The following is a 15,202-nucleotide window of genomic DNA, read 5'->3' as shown; positions in this document are numbered from 1 at the left end:
GTCAAGGCGGGCGCGGGCGGCTAGCCTCGCGGCGAAAGCCCGCCCGGTTTCATGGGGGCGAGCAAGACCGACAGCCGGAGAATGAATATGTCGCATCCCGTTCCGATCCAGTTCCAGCCCGTCGATGCCGAGGTGCTGGCCAAGGCCACGGGCCGTATCGTTGTGGTGGTGGACGAGGGGGGCAAGCTGGGCGCGGCCGGGCGGCGGCTTGACCGGCTGATGAAGGGCGCGCTGGCGCGTTATCTGGCGGCGCCCGCCTTTGTGGATCAGAAAGCGGGCGAGGGCACGGTGCTAGCTTGGCCTGCGGGCCTGGCGGCCGAGGCGGTGCAGGTGGTGAAGCTGGACCGCAAGGCCGATGTGGCGCAGGCCCGCAAGGCGGGCGGCGCCATCGGCCGTGCATTGTCCGAGGCCGGGACGCTGGTGCTGGCCGAAGGCGGGCGCCATCTGGCCGAACTCTCGTTCGGGCTGGCGCTGCGGGCCTATGACTTCACCGCGCACAAGACCGGCAGCGCGAAAGTGCCCGGCCCGGTGACGCTGATGGTGCCGAACCCCGAGGCGGCGGCGGCCGAGGCGGCACCGCTGGCTGCGCTGGCGGAAGGTGTGTTCTTCACCCGCGATCTGGTGAACGAACCGGCCAATGTGCTGACCACCTATGATTTCGCCGCCCGTCTGGCCGCGATGCAGGAACTGGGGCTGGATGTCGAGATCCTTGAGGAAGAGGATCTGACGAAGCTGGGCATGCGCGCGCTGCTGGGCGTGGGGCAGGGCTCGGAAAGCCCGTCCAAGGTCGTCGTCATGCACTGGCGCGGCGGCGCGAAGGACGAGGCACCGCTGGCGCTGGTCGGCAAGGGCGTCGTTTTCGACACCGGCGGCATTTCCATCAAACCCGCGGGCGGCATGGAAGAAATGACCATGGATATGGGCGGCGCCGGTGTGGTGGCGGGCGTCATGCGGACGCTCGCACTGCGCAAGGCCAAGGCGAATGTCGTGGGTCTGGTCGGGCTGGTGGAGAACATGCCCGACGGGCGCGCGCAGCGTCCGGGCGATGTGGTGCGATCCATGAAGGGCGATACGATCGAGGTCATCAATACCGATGCTGAGGGGCGGCTCGTTCTGGCCGATGTGCTGTGGTATGCGCAGGAGCGTTTCAACCCCTGCGGCGTGATCGACCTTGCCACGCTGACGGGCGCGATCATCGTGGCGCTGGGGCATGAAAATACCGGCGTATTCTCGAACAACGATGCCTTCTGCGAACAGTTCCTGAAGGCCGCCAAAGCCGAGGGTGAGGGCGCATGGCGCATGCCGATGGGCGACGCTTATGACGCAAAGCTGAAATCGCGCATCGCGGATATGAAGAATATCGGCGGGCGCGATGGCGGCTCGATCACCGCGGCGCAGTTCCTGCAACGCTTCGTGAAGGCGGAAACGCCGTGGATTCACCTCGACATCGCGGGGACCGCGCTGTTGCAGGCCGATACGGCACTGGCGCCCAAGGGGGCGACCGGCTGGGGCGTGGCGGCGCTGAACCGGATGATCCGCGACAGGTTCGAGAAGTAAGCGCATGTCGCGTGTGCTGTTCTACCACCTGACCCGCAGCGGTGTGCCGGAAACGGTGACGCAGCTTGCGGGGCGGGCGCTGGGTCAGGGCTGGCGGGTGATGCTGCGCGGCACTGATCGCGGTCGGCTGGAGTGGCTGGACGAAAAGCTGTGGCTGGAACCGGAAGACGGGTTCCTGCCGCATGGTCTTGAGGGCACCGGGCGCGAGGCGGCCCAGCCCCTGCTTCTGGGACTTGGCCTGGTGGCGAATGGCGCGCGGGCGCTGATGCTGGTTGACGGGGCCGAGCCGCAACCAGGCGAGGCGGCAGGTCTTGAACGGGTCTGGGTTCTGTTCGACGGGCAGGATCAGGGCGCAGTGAATGCGGCGCGCGGCCTCTGGAAGCGGCTCGCGGGTGAGGGCGTGCATCTGCAATACTGGTCCGAGGAATCCGGCCGCTGGGCCATGCAGACCGAACGGCCGGCGGAAACTACCGGCTGAGGATCATCTGGTTGCCGTCAATCTCCATCCGGTAGCGGCGCAGGTAATCCATTCCCAGCAGCGAGCCATCCATTGCGCCATCCGTGACATAGGCGGGCAGGCTGTCGTCGTGGAAGGGACCAAGCCGCACATCCTCCAGCCAGATCCGCGCGGTGCGCACGGTGCCATTGGCGGTATTGGCCTCGCCCATGTAGACAAGGCCCTCGGTTGCAACGCCCAGCCGCGCTGCATCGCGGGCCGACAGCACGATATTGGTGGCCCCGGTATCGACCATGAAGGGGACGCTGCGACCGCCGACCTCTAGCGTCAGGTAGAAATGCCCGTCTGCGGCGCGGGGGATATGGATGCTTTGGCCTTCAACCTGCTGCATCGGCAGGATGCTGCTGCGCATGTCGGTCCAGAGGCCATAGCCTGCCATCAGCCCGACCACGATCATCCCCCATGCCGCCAGCGTGCGCAGACCGGCGCCGAGCCGACCGCGATATTCAACCATGGCCCAGCCGCCGACAGCGGCGACCAGAAGGCCGAGGTAGAGTATGCGTGCGGTGAAATCGCCGTCCATCGGGGTCTCCTTTTCCCCCGATCTGGGGCGCAGGCGGGCAGGGCGCAAGGGCGCGGCGTCAGATCAGCCCGGTGCCGCGCACACCGTCGATGACGAACTGGACGGACAGCGCCGCCAGCAACATGCCCAGAAGCCGGGTGATGACCACGGTGCCGGTGCGGCCCAGCGCACGCTCGATGGGCGGGGCGGCCAGCAGGAACAGGAAGGTGGCCACCATCATCGCCAGCAGCAGACCCAGCACCTGTGCGGCGCCGCCCCAGCCGCCGCCCGATTGCCCCATCAGCAGAATCATCGTGGCGATGGCGCCCGGCCCGGCGATCAGCGGCGTGGCCAGCGGAAAGACCGAAGGGTCATGGTCGGGGTCGGCATGCTGCCCCTCGCGCCGCTGGGTGCGGCGTTCGAACAGCATGTCCAGCGCGGTCAGGAACAGAAGGATGCCCCCCGCGATGCGGAAGGCGGGCATCGAGATGCCGATGAAGCCCAGAAGCGCCTCGCCCATCAGCGCGAAGGCCGTCAGCAGGATGGTGGCGATGACGCAGGCCCGCAGCGCCATGGCACGGCGGCGTTCGACATCCATGCCACGGGTCAGCGCGATGAACAGCGGCACCAGACCCGGCGGGTCGATCACCACGAACAGCGTGGCGAAAGCGGTAATCAGAAAAGCGGTGTCGATCATGTCCTGCCCTGTGCGCGTCGCGCATGGTGGACCGGATCAGGCCGCAAGGCAATGGGGCGCCCGTGACAGGGCGCCCCGATGCGATCATTCGGCGGCGACGGCCAGACTGTCGAAGGTGCGGAAGCGGTTGTCATCCTCGATGAAGGTCTTGTCACCGAACCCGCCCTCGTGCGAGCCGAAGGGCATCTGCGCGCGCAGCTTCCAGGTTGCGGGGATGTCGAATTCTTTCGCCACGGCGGCATCCACCACGGGGTTGTAATGCTGGAGGCTTGCACCGATTCCGGCATCGGCCAGCACGTTCCAGACCGCGAGCTGTGCCATGCCCGCCGAATGTTCCGAGAAGCCGGGGAAGGCATCGGCGTAAAGCGGGAACTGCTCTTGCAGGCCCTTCACGGTGGCCTGATCTTCATAGAACAGCACAGTGCCCGCACCGGCGGCGAAGGCTTTCATCTTGCCTTCGGTCGGCGCGAAAGCCTCGGCCGGAACGATGGCGCGCAGGGCTTCGGTGGTGATTTCCCAGAACCGTTCCGAGGCTTCGCCGAACAGGATCACGGCGCGCGAGCTTTGCGAGTTGAAGGACGAGGGCGAAAGCCGCACGGCCTCCTTGATCAGCGCCTCGACCGCCTCATTGGACAGCGGCAGCTTCTTGCCCAGCGCATATTGCGTGCGGCGTTTCTTCAGGGTTTGCAGGGTCGCGTTGGTCATCGTCTTGCCTCTTCCGAACTATGATGCGGTTGCAGCAAGTATGTGTGCCCAAAGGCTTGGCGGCACAACCGGGCAAACTGTGCGCCCATGCAGGGCTCGCGTTCACCCATGCGCCAAGGGGCGGGGCTTCAGCCCGCCCCGGCCATTTCCAGCGCTTCCTGCGCGTCGAGCCACAGGCTTTCCGCACGATCCAGCGCCTCCATCACCTCGGCATATTTCTTGTTCCAGACCGCCAGATCGCCCTTGCGGCTGTCCTCATACAACTCGGGGTCCGCCAGCTTGGCGGCGAGCTTGTCGCGCATGTCGTTCAGTTTGCCCAGCCGTTCCTCGCATTTGCGGACCTCGGCCCGCAGCAGCAGGATTTCGTCACGGCTGGCGCGTTTCGGCTTTTCCGCAGGCTTCGCGGCCGGTTTGGCGGGTTCGTCCCCGGCCAGCAATTCGGCGCGGTAGCTTTCCAGATCCTTGTCGTAGGGCGTGACCGCGCCCGCCTTCACCAGCCACAGCCGGTCGGCCACAAGGCCCAGCAGGTGCATGTCGTGGCTGACGAGGATCACCGCGCCGCGATATTCGGTCAGCGCCTCGACCAGTGCCTCGCGGCTTTCGATGTCGAGGTGGTTGGTCGGTTCGTCAAGGATCAGCAGATGCGGCGCGTCAATGGTGGCCAGCAGCAGCGACAGCCGCGCCTTCTGCCCGCCGGACAGCCGCCCGACCACGGTTTCGGCCTGTTCCGCCATCAACCCAAAGCCCGCCAGACGCGCGCGCAACCGAGCCTGATGCTCTTCGGGGCGCAGGCGCTGCACATGTTGCAGGGGCGTTTCGTCGATATGCAGCTCTTCCACCTGATGCTGCGCGAAAAAGCCGATGCGCAGCTTGCCATGGCGGTGCAGTTCACCGCCCATGACAGGCAGCTTGCCCGCCAGCAGTTTCGACAGCGTGGATTTGCCCTCGCCATTGCGGCCCAGAAGTGCGATGCGGTCATCCTGATCAATGCGCAACGACAGGTGGCGCAGGATCGCCTTGCCGCCGTAGCCGACGCTTGCGCCTTCCATATTGATGATGGGAGGTGACAGTTCTTCCGGCTCGGGGAAGGTGAAGACCATCTTGCGCGCCTCTTCCGGCGGCGTGATGGGGGTCAGCTTTTCCAGCATCTTCACCCGGCTTTGCGCCTGCACGGCTTTCGAGGCCTTGGCCTTGAACCGATCCACGAAGCTTTGCAGATGCGCGCGCCGCGCCTCGACCTTCTTCGCCTCGGCCGCCTGCACCGCGCGGCGTTCGGCGGCCTGACGGGCGAACTGGTCATAACCGCCCTGCCAATAGGTGAGCTTCCGGTTATCGAGATGCAGAATGCCCTGCACCGCCCGGTTCAGCAGACCACGGTCATGGCTGATGATGATGACGGTGTGGGGGTATTTCTGAAGATAATTCTCCAGCCACAGCGCGCCTTCCAGATCCAGATAGTTGGTCGGTTCGTCCAGCAGCAGGTAATCGGGCTGGGCGAACAACACCCCCGCCAGCGCCACCCGCATCCGCCAGCCGCCCGAGAAATCGGAACAGGGGCGCAATTGCGCCTCGGCGTCGAAGCCCAGCCCGCGCAGGATGGCCGAGGCGCGGCCCTCCGCGCTCCAGGCATCAATATCGGCCAGACGGGTCTGGATTTCGGCGATGCGATGCGGGTCGGTGGCGGTATCCGCCTCGGCCAGCAGGGCGGCGCGTTCGGTATCCGCCGCAAGCACGGTATCCAAGAGCGAGGTCGCCGACGAAGGCACCTCCTGCGCCACGCCGCCGATACGGGCGCGGGCGGGCAGGGAGATTTCGCCGCTTTCCAGCGCCAGCTCGCCCCGGATCAGCCGGAACAGCGTGGTCTTGCCCGCGCCGTTGCGCCCTACGAGGCCAACCTTGTGGCCGGTCGGAATGGTGGCCGAGGCACCCTCGAACAGAGGGCGGCCTTCGACCGCATAGGTGATGTCATTGATCCGCAGCATGGTGCCAAGCCCCTAACAGCTTGGGCCGGGAACGGCAATGCGCCGCTAGTCCATCAAACCGGCCAGCAGATCGGCGGGCCAGCTTTTCAGCGCAACAAGCGGCTGGTCGCCGTCTTCGGAAAAAACAAAGACATTCAGCGCGTCGTTATGGGTGGTCAGGCGGCAGAACCGGCCCGGCCCGTCCAGATCCACGGGGCAGGCGGGCAGGTCGATATGCGGCACGGCCTGTTCAAAGGCTTCATAGCTCATCACGAAGGGATCGGCGGCCAGCGGGGTGGCCAGAAGGGCGAAGAAGGCGGTGGCGCAGAGGCGCATGGCGGGAACTCCGTTTGCTCGCCAATATCCTTACTAAAAGAGTGCGGTATCGCAATGCACCGCTTTGTCGCAGCTTGCGCCGCAGAGCGGGCGGGAACCGACGCCGTTACGTCACGGGCTTTTCAACATCGCCGTCGCATGGTAGGAGGCGCCCACAAAACCGGCGCGGGGGGCCACATCCCGCGCCTTTTCACATGGAGAGCCTCATGGCCATCGAACGCACCCTGTCGATCATCAAGCCCGACGCCACCAAGCGCAACCTGACCGGCAAGATCAACGCGAAATTCGAGGAAGCGGGCCTGCGCATCGTCGCGCAGAAGCGCATCCACCTGTCCGCCGCGCAAGCCGGCCAGTTCTACGCCGAGCATTCGGAGCGTCCCTTCTACGGCGAACTGTGCGAATTCATGTCGTCCGAGCCGGTCGTGGTTCAGGTTCTGGAAGGCGAAGGCGCCATTGCCAAGAACCGCGAAGTGATGGGCGCGACCAACCCGGCCAATGCCGCTGAAGGCACCATCCGCAAGGAATTCGCCCTGTCGGTCGGCGAAAACTCGGTCCACGGTTCGGACAGCCCCGACTCGGCCAAGCGCGAAATCGGCTTCTTCTTCTCGGGTCTTGAACTGGTTGGCTGATTGCCGCCCGGTTCGCCGATGAGGGCCGCCCTTCGGGGCGGCCTTTTCATTTGCGCGCGGGCCGGACACCGATCAGATCCAGCGCCTCGTCCAGCGCGCGGGGCAGGCCCGACAGCGCGGGCGCGGCCAGCGCCTCGGCCTTCAGCGTGTCGAAGCGGCTGCGCAGCGCCTTCTTTTCCTCGCCCTTGCAATCGTTCCACGGGCGACCCTGCAAGCCCATGACCAGCACATAATACCCGATGAAATGTGGCGGCGTGCCGGACCGCATCAGCGCCAGATAGGCGGCATCGGCCCCCATGGCACGAATCTCTTCCGCCGAATGGATGCCCGCACGGGCAAAGGCCGCCTCGGAGGCAGGGCCAAGGTTGGGGATCGAGGAGACGGGTTCAGGCATCGCGGCACCGATCATATGAAAAAAGTTGGGGCCAACCTTACGGTTGGCCCCGGCTGTTTCAACTCGTTCTCACCGATACGCGGATGTCGAAGATCGCGGGTTCAGATCGACGCCCAGTCCCGGATGATCGGGGTGCCGCCCTGCTGCTGCGGGGCGGAGCCGCTGCTCTGGCCCTGCTGTTGCGCGGGAACCGACGCGCCGCCTTGCTGCGGCTGGGGTTGCGACGGGGTCTTTGCCATGATGATGCTCCGTATCCTTGGCACGACTATACTGGTAACCAGTTCTTCAAGCCTGACGGAGCTTTCTGTCGCGCGTGAGGCCGGGAAATGGCGATGTTCCCGGCAAATACGTCGCAAATTCGTTGCAAACAAGATGGGCGCGGCGGGCGGTTTGACACAAGCCCGTGAATTGGGCCGGGCTGTGCAAAACTGTCACACCCGAGGCAGCTCAGTTTTTCGGGGTTGCCGGAAAGCCGATCCCGTCCAGTGCCTGCACCAGCGCGGCGACAGGGGCGTCGCCCTCGACGGTCGCGGTGCGAGCCTCGGCGTCGAAGCTGAGGCCGGTCACGCCGGGCAGCGGTTTCAGCGCCGTTTCGATGGAGGCGCGGCAATGGCCGCAGCTCATGTCAGGGATGGAAAGGGTAACGGTCATCTCAAGCTCCTTCTGATTGACAGAATGAACGTGGTGGCTGCGGCGCCGTCAAGGGGCAGCGACGGAATGCCACGTTTGCGAGAGGGTTTGTGCAGGGGGGGTTGACCTTCCAGTTACTGGAGGCCCCATATTCGATGGCGAAAGGAAACCGCCATGACCGCTTCTGCCGAATCCACCCTTCGCCTGCGCCCCGAGGGGATGACCTGCGCCTCTTGCGTTGCCCGTGTCGAACGGGTGCTGCAAGCCCAGCCCGGTGTCCGCGTGGCGCGGGTCAACCTTGCCGATGAAAGCGCCGACATCCATTATGTTGCGCCCGCCGAACCGGCCGCGCTGGCCGGGGCGCTGGCGAAAGCGGGCTATCCCGTGCGGCAGGCGACGCTGACCCTGTCGGTCGAAGGGATGACCTGCGCCTCCTGCACCGGGCGGGTGGAGCGGGTGCTGAAGGCGCAACCCGGTGTGATTGACGCCACCGCCAATCTGGCGGCCCGTCGGGCGCAGATCACCGTATGGGAGGGGGCGACCACGGCCGAGAAACTGGCCGAGGTGGTCAGCCGGGCAGGCTTTGCCGCTACCCCGCCGGAGGAGGCCGCGCCCGATGCCCGCGCCCGCGAATATGCGGCGCTGAAGCGTGATGGCTGGATTGCCGGGCTGCTGACCCTGCCGGTTTTCGGGGCCGAGATGGGTGGCCATGCCGTGCCCGCCTTCCATCACTGGCTGATGGGGCTGATGCCGCAACAGACGCTCTGGATCGCACAATTCGTGCTGGCGACGCTGGTGTTGGTGTTTCCGGGGCGGCGCTTCTTTGCAAAGGGCATTCCGGCACTGCTGCGCGGCGGGCCGGACATGAACAGCCTTGTCGCGGTCGGCACCGCCGCCGCCTGGGGCTATTCCACCGTGGCGACCTTCGCGCCGCATCTGCTGCCCGTCGCGGCGCGGGCGGTCTATTTCGAGGCGGCGGCGGTGATCGTCGTGCTGATCCTGATCGGTCGTATCCTTGAGGCGCGGGCGCGCGGGCAGGCGGGGGCCGCGATTGCCGGGTTGATCGGCTTGCAGCCCAGCCATGCGCGCGTCGAGGGGCCGCAGGGTTTTGCCGATGTGCCGGTGGCCCAGGTGCGGCCCGGTGACCGGCTGATGATCCGCCCCGGCGAGCGCATCCCGCTGGACGGCGCGGTCGAGGAGGGTCGCTCGGCGGTGGACGAGGCCATGCTGACGGGCGAGGCGATGCCGGTGGCGAAAGCCCCCGGTGACCGGGTGACCGGCGGCACGGTGAACGGCACCGGCACGCTGGTCATGCGGGCGACCCATGTCGGCGCCGATACGGCGCTGGCGCGCATCATCGCCATGGTCGAACAGGCGCAGGGCGCGAAACTGCCGGTGCAGGCGGTGGTGGACCGCATCACGCTGTGGTTTGTGCCGGTGGTGATGGGGCTGGCGGTGCTGACCGTGATCCTGTGGCTGATCTTCGGCCCCGGTCTGGCCGAGGCGCTGGTGGCGGGGGTCTCTGTGCTCATCATTGCTTGCCCCTGCGCCATGGGGCTGGCTACGCCGGTCTCGATCATGGTGGGCACGGGCCGCGCCGCCGAACTGGGCGTGCTGTTCCGGCGCGGCGAGGCGTTGCAGACGCTGGCCGGGGTGCAGACCGTGGCTTTTGACAAGACCGGCACGCTGACCGAGGGCAAGCCGGTGCTGACCGATCTGAAACCGGCCTCGCCGCATCTGCTGCGTCTGGCGGCGGCGGTCGAGGCGCAATCGGAACATCCGCTGGCGCTGGCGGTGGTGCAGGCCGCTGCCGCGCAGGGGCTGGAGGTTCCGGCTGCGCGCGATTTCAGTGCCACCCCCGGCCATGGCGCCGAGGCGACGGTGGAGGGGCAGCGCGTGGCGCTTGGCGCGGCGCGGATGTTCCCCGATCTGCCGAACCACTGGCGGGTCGAGGGCGAGGGCTTTGCCGTTCAGGGCAAGACCCCGATCTATCTGGCGGTCGAGGGCAAGGTCCTGGGTGTGCTCGCAGTGGCCGACAAGGTGAAGCCCGGCGCGCGGGGCGCGGTCGTCGCGCTGGCCGATCTGGGCGTGGACAGCGCCATGGTGACGGGCGATGCGCAGCGCGTGGCGTCGGCCATCGGCTCGGAACTGGGGATCAGCCGCATCGCGGCTGAGGTTCTGCCGGGCGGCAAGGTTGCGGCGGTGGAAGACATGCGCCCCGGCGTGGCCTTTGTGGGGGATGGCATCAATGATGCCCCCGCACTGGCGGCTGCCGATGTCGGCATCGCCATCGGCACCGGCACCGATGTCGCCATCGAGGCGGCAGAGGTGGTGCTGATCTCGGGCCAGCCCGCCGGAGTCGCCACCGCGATCACCGTCAGCCGGGCCGTCATGCGCAATATCCGCCAGAACCTCGGCTGGGCCTTCGGGTACAACGCCGCGCTGATCCCTGTGGCGGCGGGCGTTCTGGTGCCCTTCGGCGGGCCGCAACTCTCGCCGATGCTGGCAGCCGGGGCGATGGCGCTGTCATCCGTCTTCGTGCTGACCAATGCCTTGCGCCTGCGGCGGCTGAAGGCGGTGGAGGTCAGGCCATGAACATCAAGGAGGTTGCCACCCGCGCGGGATTGCCCGCCAAAACCATCCGCTATTACGAGGAAATCGGCCTGATCGCCCCGCGCCGTCAGGCCAACGGCTATCGTGTCTTTGCCGAAACCGATCTGCACAAACTCGCTTTTATCGGTCGCGCCCGTAGCCTTGGCTTCACCATCGACGATTGTCGCCAGCTTCTGGCGCTTTACGATGACAAGGATCGCGCCAGCGCCGATGTCAAACGGCTGGCACGGGCGCATCTGGCCGAGATCGGCACCAAGATCGCCGAATTGCGCGCCATGCAGCGCACGCTTTCCGATCTTGTTGCCGCCTGCGCGGGCGATGGCCGACCGGACTGCCCGATCCTTGGCGGCCTGGCGGCGGGACGCGGTTAGGCTCTGGCCTTCCCCTGCCACCCGTGGCAGGCTCCGCCCAAACGACGGAAGGGGAGAACGACCATGACCGCCGCGCCGGTATTCGATGGCCATAACGACATCCTGCTGCGGCTTCAGATGGCGCCGGGCAGGCGCGAGGCGATCTGGCTGACCGGCGAGGGGCAGGGCCATCTGGATCTGCCGCGCATGCTGGCTGGCGGGTTCGCGGGCGGCATGTTCGCCATCTATATCCCAAGCCCCGCCGCCCCCGGCGCGCCGGATTACGACGCGATGATGGACAACCCGCCCTATGAAATCGAACTGCCCGCGATGATCCCGCTGGGCGTGGCGCAGCCAGTGGCGCTGTCGATGGCCGGTCATATGCTCTGGATGGAGCGGTCCTCGGACGGGCTGTTCCGCCTGTGCCGCAGCGTGGCCGAGATCGAGGCGGCGCGGGCCGATGGTGCCATTGCGGGCGTCATGCACATGGAAGGCGCCGAGGCAATTGACGAACGGCTGGACGCGCTGCACGCCTTTCACGCCATGGGGCTGCGCTCGCTTGGTCCGGTGTGGTCGCGGCCGACGATCTTTGGTCATGGCGTGCCCTTCAAGTTTCCCGGCACGCCCGATACCGGGCCGGGGCTGACCCCGGCGGGCAAGCGGCTGGTCCGGGAATGCAATGCGCTGCGCATCCTGATCGACCTCAGCCATCTGAACGAGGCGGGGTTCAATGATGTCGCTGCATTATCCAACGCACCGCTGGTTGCCACCCATTCCAACGCCCATGCGGTGACGCCCTCGACCCGGAACCTGACCGACCGGCAACTGGCCATGATCCGCGAAAGCCGGGGGATGGTGGGGTTGAACTTTGCCACCGTCTTCCTGCGCCCTGATGGCAAGCGTGGCACCGATATGGGCTGGGCGCCGGTGATGCAGCATCTTGACCACCTGATCGACAGGCTGGGCGAGGATTGCGTGGGCTTCGGATCCGATTTCGATGGTGCGGCCATCCCTGACGGGATTACCGATGCAGCGGGCCTTCCGCGCCTGCTGGAGGCGATGGCGGCGCATGGCTATGATGCCGCGCTGATCGAAAAGCTGCGCTGGGGCAACTGGATGCGCGTGCTGCGCGAAACCTGGGGCGGTTGAGGCGTCAGGCCACCTTCAGAAGCTGCTCCAGCGCGTCATTGCCGTCGATCATGTCCGACAGCCGCAGCCGGTCCAGCGAGGCATAGAAGGCATCCACCGCCTCGGCCAAGGCGCACTTGAGACGGCAGCACCCCGCCAGCGGGCAGGTATTGTTGCCGCGCGCGAAACATTCGGTCAGCGGCAATTCCCCCTCGAAGGCGCGGAACACCTCGCCCAGCCCGATCTGTTCGGGCGGGCGGGCCAGAGTCAGGCCACCGGCGCGCCCCCGAACCGTATGCAAGAACCCCTTTTGCGCCATCAGGTGAATAACCTGCGCCAGATGGTTTTCCGAGGCGTTGCAGGCCGCAGCGATTTCGGCCTTGCGGACAACGCGGCCGGGATTGACGGCGCAGAACATCAGTGTGCGCATCGCCAGATTGGTGCGGATGGTCAGTCTCATTTGGCTGTTTTGCCTTTTCCCGTGATCGCAAAGAGTATGACGGCCTATCGTGTATGGCAAAATGATCTGGATCAGATGCCTGAATTTCCCGCCCATAAAGCCAGCCGACGAATCGTTGCGTTCGCCCCAAATCGGTTTGGTTTTCTATGGCTCTGTAATAAAAGCCAAAAAATTGAGTGATTTTCACTTATGATTGCGCTAACAGGATCAGAATTTCAGCAGGCCGCGCCGGATCATGACACCAGTGCGGAACCGCCGGAGCGATGAACGCGCATCGGCTTGCCGCCGCCAGCGGTTCCCGTTCTGATGGGGCGGGCATTCGACAGATTGGAACACGACGTGACAGAGCTGACGCCGACGCATCTCAAGGCCGACATCCTGCGCCACCTGACGTTTACGCTGGGCAAGGACGCCGATCATGCCAGCCTTTATGACTGGCGCATGGCGCTCAGCTTTGCCATCCGCGACCGCATCGTGGAGCCGTGGTTCGCCTCGACCCGCAAGACATGGGAGACGGGACACAAGCGCGTCTATTACCTGTCGATGGAATTCCTGATCGGGCGTCTCTTGGAAGATGCGACGATCAACCTTGGCCTGCGCGACACCGCCGAAACGGCCATGGCCGAACTGGGGCAGGACTTCCGCGCGATTGTCGAGGATGAACCCGATGCCGCGCTGGGGAATGGCGGTCTGGGGCGGCTGGCGGCCTGTTTCATGGAAAGCATGGCGACGGTGGGCTGCCCGGCCTATGGCTATGGCATCCGCTATGAACACGGGCTGTTCCGGCAAAGGTTCGAAAGCGGACGTCAGGTCGAAACGCCCGAGGATTGGTTGAGCCAACGCCACCCATGGGAATTCGAACGCCCGGAATCCGCCTATACCATCGGCTTCAAGGGCGAGATCGCCACCCGCGAGGGCCGCGAGGTCTGGCAGCCCGGCGAAACCGTGCTGGCCGAAGCCTATGATACGCCGGTCATCGGCTGGCAGGGCAAATGGGCCAATACGTTGCGGCTGTGGGGGGCGAAGCCCACAACGCAATTCGATCTTGAACGCTTCAACCGGGGCGATTACGCCGCCGCCGCCGAACCCGAGGCGCTGGCCCGCACGCTGAGCCGGGTGCTTTACCCCGACGACACCACCTATCAGGGCAAGGAGCTGCGGCTGAAGCAGGAATTCTTCCTGACCTCCGCCGCGCTGCAAGACATCCTGCGCCGGCATCTGGCGGGGGGCTATGCCGTGGCGGACCTGCCGCGTCATGTGGCGATCCAGATGAACGACACTCATCCCGCCATCGCGGGGCCGGAGCTTATGCGGCTCCTGATGGACGAGCACGGGATGGCGTTCGATCCGGCGATGGAGGTGGCGCGCGCCTGTCTGGGCTATACCAACCACACGCTTTTGCCCGAGGCGCTGGAACGCTGGGCGACCTATACCTTTGGCAATGTGCTGCCGCGCCATATGCAGATTGTCGAGCGGATCGACAGCTGGCACCGCCGCACCTACCACCCGCCGCATTATGTGGGGATCGTGAAGCACCATGAGGTGCGGATGGGCGAGCTGGCCTTCATCATGGCGCATAAGGTGAACGGCGTGTCGGCGCTGCATTCCGATCTGGTGAAGCAGAACCTGTTCCCCGAACTGGAAAAGCTGCACCCGCGTATCATCAACGAAACCAATGGCGTGACGCCGCGCCGCTGGCTGAAGATGTGCAACCGCCCGCTGGCCGGGCTGATCACCGACACGATCGGGGAAGGCTGGGAGGCCGATCTGGACCGGCTGAAGGAACTTGAACCGCATGTTGCTGATGCGGAGTTCCTCACGGCCTTCGGCGCGGCGAAGCGGCAGAACAAGCAGGCGCTGGCGGGCTGGATGCAGGCGCATTGCGGCGTCAGCGTCTCGGCCGATGCGCTGTTCGACGTGCAGGTGAAGCGCATCCATGAATACAAGCGCCAGCTTCTGAACATCCTCGAAACCATCGCCCGCTGGCATGACATCCGGCAGAACCCGGAAAAGGACTGGGTGCCGCGCGTCAAGATCTTTGGCGGCAAGGCCGCGCCGGGCTATGTGGTGGCGAAGGAAATCATCCACCTCATCAACGACGTGGCGGCGGTGGTGAATTCGGACCCGCTGATCGGGGACCGGCTGAAGGTGGTCTATCCGCCGAACTATAACGTCAGCCTTGCCGAACGCCTGATCCCCGCCGCCGATCTGTCGGAACAGATCTCGACCGCCGGGAAAGAGGCCTCGGGCACCGGCAACATGAAGTTCATGATGAACGGTGCGCCGACCATCGGCACGCTGGACGGCGCCAATGTGGAAATCCTGCAAGAGGTGGGGGCTGAGAATTTCTTCCTGTTCGGCCTGACGGCGGAGGAGGTGGTGAAACGCCGCGCCAACCCCGATCATGCCCGCGATGCCATCCTTGCCAGCCAGTCCTTGCAGGATGTGTTGCAGATGATCGCGGAAGGGCGGTTCTCGGAAGGCGATCCTTCGCGCTATCATCAACTGGTGCACCGGGTCTGGCACCACGATAATTTCCTCGTGGCGGCAGATTTCGACGCCTACCGCGCCGCGCAGGCCGAGGTGGATGCCGCCTATGCCGACCGGGTGCGCTGGCTGCGCATGGCCGCGCTGAATACCGCGCGGTCGGGGTTCTTTTCCTCGGATCGCACGATCCGGGGCTATATGGCGGATGTCTGGTCCGTCGAACCGGCCCTTTGAGG

Annotated in this window: 16 protein-coding genes; 7 read left to right on the top strand and 9 right to left on the bottom strand. The window is 65.8% G+C overall.

The window, feature by feature from the left end; genetic code table 11:
* The first annotated feature begins 87 nt into the window (after positions 1-87).
* Positions 88-1,557 carry a leucyl aminopeptidase gene (locus D2N39_RS00505; RefSeq protein WP_119133299.1) on the top strand — a complete coding sequence of 490 codons (1,470 nt, stop codon included), beginning with the start codon at positions 88-90 and terminating at the stop codon, positions 1,555-1,557.
* Positions 1,558-1,561: 4 nt separating this feature from the next.
* Positions 1,562-2,035, top strand: a complete 474-nt coding sequence (locus D2N39_RS00500) for a DNA polymerase III subunit chi (protein WP_119132830.1) — start codon at positions 1,562-1,564, stop codon at positions 2,033-2,035.
* On the opposite strand, the gene D2N39_RS00495 is transcribed toward D2N39_RS00500, so the two are convergent.
* From D2N39_RS00495 to D2N39_RS00475, 5 genes are all read right to left on the bottom strand, one after another.
* Entirely contained in the window at positions 2,025-2,597 is a 573-nt protein-coding gene (locus D2N39_RS00495; RefSeq protein WP_119132828.1) for a retropepsin-like aspartic protease family protein, read from the bottom strand. The genes D2N39_RS00500 and D2N39_RS00495 overlap by 11 nt on opposite strands.
* A gap of 58 nt (positions 2,598-2,655) precedes the next feature.
* Complete coding sequence (locus tag D2N39_RS00490; protein ID WP_119132827.1) at positions 2,656-3,273, bottom strand: MarC family protein; 618 nt, start codon at positions 3,271-3,273, stop codon at positions 2,656-2,658.
* An 84-nt stretch (positions 3,274-3,357) separates the two neighbouring features.
* Positions 3,358-3,978 carry a nitroreductase family protein gene (locus D2N39_RS00485; protein WP_119132825.1) on the bottom strand — a complete coding sequence of 207 codons (621 nt, stop codon included), beginning with the start codon at positions 3,976-3,978 and terminating at the stop codon, positions 3,358-3,360.
* Between the two features lie 128 nt (positions 3,979-4,106).
* Positions 4,107-5,960, bottom strand: coding sequence for an ABC-F family ATP-binding cassette domain-containing protein (locus D2N39_RS00480; RefSeq protein WP_119132823.1), 1,854 nt, complete (start codon positions 5,958-5,960; stop codon positions 4,107-4,109).
* 45 nt (positions 5,961-6,005) lie between these two features.
* A complete protein-coding gene (locus D2N39_RS00475; RefSeq protein WP_119132821.1) occupies positions 6,006-6,275 on the bottom strand; it encodes a hypothetical protein in 270 nt (89 codons plus the stop codon).
* A gap of 206 nt (positions 6,276-6,481) precedes the next feature.
* Between D2N39_RS00475 and ndk the strand changes: the two genes are divergently transcribed.
* Positions 6,482-6,904 carry a nucleoside-diphosphate kinase gene (gene ndk, locus D2N39_RS00470; protein WP_119132820.1) on the top strand — a complete coding sequence of 141 codons (423 nt, stop codon included), beginning with the start codon at positions 6,482-6,484 and terminating at the stop codon, positions 6,902-6,904.
* A gap of 46 nt (positions 6,905-6,950) precedes the next feature.
* On the opposite strand, the gene D2N39_RS00465 is transcribed toward ndk, so the two are convergent.
* The 3 genes from D2N39_RS00465 to D2N39_RS00460 form a co-directional block, all read right to left on the bottom strand.
* Complete coding sequence (locus tag D2N39_RS00465) at positions 6,951-7,298, bottom strand: TfoX/Sxy family protein (protein ID WP_119133298.1); 348 nt, start codon at positions 7,296-7,298, stop codon at positions 6,951-6,953.
* 101 nt (positions 7,299-7,399) lie between these two features.
* Complete coding sequence (locus tag D2N39_RS22765) at positions 7,400-7,537, bottom strand: hypothetical protein (protein WP_158589753.1); 138 nt, start codon at positions 7,535-7,537, stop codon at positions 7,400-7,402.
* A 208-nt stretch (positions 7,538-7,745) separates the two neighbouring features.
* A complete protein-coding gene (locus D2N39_RS00460; protein WP_119132818.1) occupies positions 7,746-7,949 on the bottom strand; it encodes a heavy-metal-associated domain-containing protein in 204 nt (67 codons plus the stop codon).
* 153 nt (positions 7,950-8,102) lie between these two features.
* On the opposite strand from D2N39_RS00460, the gene D2N39_RS00455 reads away from it, so the two are divergent.
* The 3 genes from D2N39_RS00455 (at position 8,103) to D2N39_RS00445 (ending at position 12,040) form a co-directional block, all read left to right on the top strand.
* Positions 8,103-10,523: a heavy metal translocating P-type ATPase gene (locus D2N39_RS00455; protein WP_119132816.1), complete on the top strand. Its 2,421-nt coding sequence runs from the start codon at positions 8,103-8,105 to the stop codon at positions 10,521-10,523.
* Positions 10,520-10,912, top strand: coding sequence for a Cu(I)-responsive transcriptional regulator (gene cueR, locus D2N39_RS00450; RefSeq protein ID WP_119132815.1), 393 nt, complete (start codon positions 10,520-10,522; stop codon positions 10,910-10,912). Before D2N39_RS00455 ends, cueR begins: the two co-directional genes overlap by 4 nt.
* 63 nt (positions 10,913-10,975) lie before the next feature.
* Complete coding sequence (locus tag D2N39_RS00445; RefSeq protein ID WP_119132813.1) at positions 10,976-12,040, top strand: dipeptidase; 1,065 nt, start codon at positions 10,976-10,978, stop codon at positions 12,038-12,040.
* A 4-nt stretch (positions 12,041-12,044) separates the two neighbouring features.
* On the opposite strand, the gene D2N39_RS00440 is transcribed toward D2N39_RS00445, so the two are convergent.
* Positions 12,045-12,479 (bottom strand): RrF2 family transcriptional regulator, encoded by a 435-nt coding sequence (locus D2N39_RS00440; RefSeq protein WP_119132811.1) that lies wholly within the window; start codon positions 12,477-12,479, stop codon positions 12,045-12,047.
* 306 nt (positions 12,480-12,785) lie between these two features.
* Between D2N39_RS00440 and D2N39_RS00435 the strand changes: the two genes are divergently transcribed.
* Entirely contained in the window at positions 12,786-15,200 is a 2,415-nt protein-coding gene (locus D2N39_RS00435; RefSeq protein WP_119132809.1) for a glycogen/starch/alpha-glucan phosphorylase, read from the top strand.
* Positions 15,201-15,202: the final 2 nt, after the last annotated feature.

The organism is Gemmobacter lutimaris (assembly GCF_003570715.1).
In the GTDB taxonomy this organism is placed as follows: domain Bacteria; phylum Pseudomonadota; class Alphaproteobacteria; order Rhodobacterales; family Rhodobacteraceae; genus Gemmobacter; species Gemmobacter lutimaris.
The sequence above is the reverse complement of the archived record's forward strand: the minus strand, read 5'-3'. Positions and strand labels throughout refer to the sequence as shown.

What these genes read in the sequence shown, in the direction of transcription:
- D2N39_RS00480 (WP_119132823.1), bottom strand. Translation starts at nt 5,960, where the DNA reads ATGCTGCGGATCAATGACATCACCTATGCGGTCGAAGGCCGCCCTCTG.
- D2N39_RS00445 (WP_119132813.1), top strand. Translation starts at nt 10,976, where the DNA reads ATGACCGCCGCGCCGGTATTCGATGGCCATAACGACATCCTGCTGCGG.
- D2N39_RS00505 (WP_119133299.1), top strand. Translation starts at nt 88, where the DNA reads ATGTCGCATCCCGTTCCGATCCAGTTCCAGCCCGTCGATGCCGAGGTG.
- D2N39_RS00485 (WP_119132825.1), bottom strand. Translation starts at nt 3,978, where the DNA reads ATGACCAACGCGACCCTGCAAACCCTGAAGAAACGCCGCACGCAATAT.
- D2N39_RS00500 (WP_119132830.1), top strand. Translation starts at nt 1,562, where the DNA reads ATGTCGCGTGTGCTGTTCTACCACCTGACCCGCAGCGGTGTGCCGGAA.
- ndk (WP_119132820.1), top strand. Translation starts at nt 6,482, where the DNA reads ATGGCCATCGAACGCACCCTGTCGATCATCAAGCCCGACGCCACCAAG.
- D2N39_RS00475 (WP_119132821.1), bottom strand. Translation starts at nt 6,275, where the DNA reads ATGCGCCTCTGCGCCACCGCCTTCTTCGCCCTTCTGGCCACCCCGCTG.
- D2N39_RS00435 (WP_119132809.1), top strand. Translation starts at nt 12,786, where the DNA reads ATGGGGCGGGCATTCGACAGATTGGAACACGACGTGACAGAGCTGACG.
- D2N39_RS00440 (WP_119132811.1), bottom strand. Translation starts at nt 12,479, where the DNA reads ATGAGACTGACCATCCGCACCAATCTGGCGATGCGCACACTGATGTTC.
- cueR (WP_119132815.1), top strand. Translation starts at nt 10,520, where the DNA reads ATGAACATCAAGGAGGTTGCCACCCGCGCGGGATTGCCCGCCAAAACC.
- D2N39_RS00490 (WP_119132827.1), bottom strand. Translation starts at nt 3,273, where the DNA reads ATGATCGACACCGCTTTTCTGATTACCGCTTTCGCCACGCTGTTCGTG.
- D2N39_RS00495 (WP_119132828.1), bottom strand. Translation starts at nt 2,597, where the DNA reads ATGGACGGCGATTTCACCGCACGCATACTCTACCTCGGCCTTCTGGTC.
- D2N39_RS00465 (WP_119133298.1), bottom strand. Translation starts at nt 7,298, where the DNA reads ATGCCTGAACCCGTCTCCTCGATCCCCAACCTTGGCCCTGCCTCCGAG.
- D2N39_RS00455 (WP_119132816.1), top strand. Translation starts at nt 8,103, where the DNA reads ATGACCGCTTCTGCCGAATCCACCCTTCGCCTGCGCCCCGAGGGGATG.
- D2N39_RS00460 (WP_119132818.1), bottom strand. Translation starts at nt 7,949, where the DNA reads ATGACCGTTACCCTTTCCATCCCTGACATGAGCTGCGGCCATTGCCGC.
- D2N39_RS22765 (WP_158589753.1), bottom strand. Translation starts at nt 7,537, where the DNA reads ATGGCAAAGACCCCGTCGCAACCCCAGCCGCAGCAAGGCGGCGCGTCG.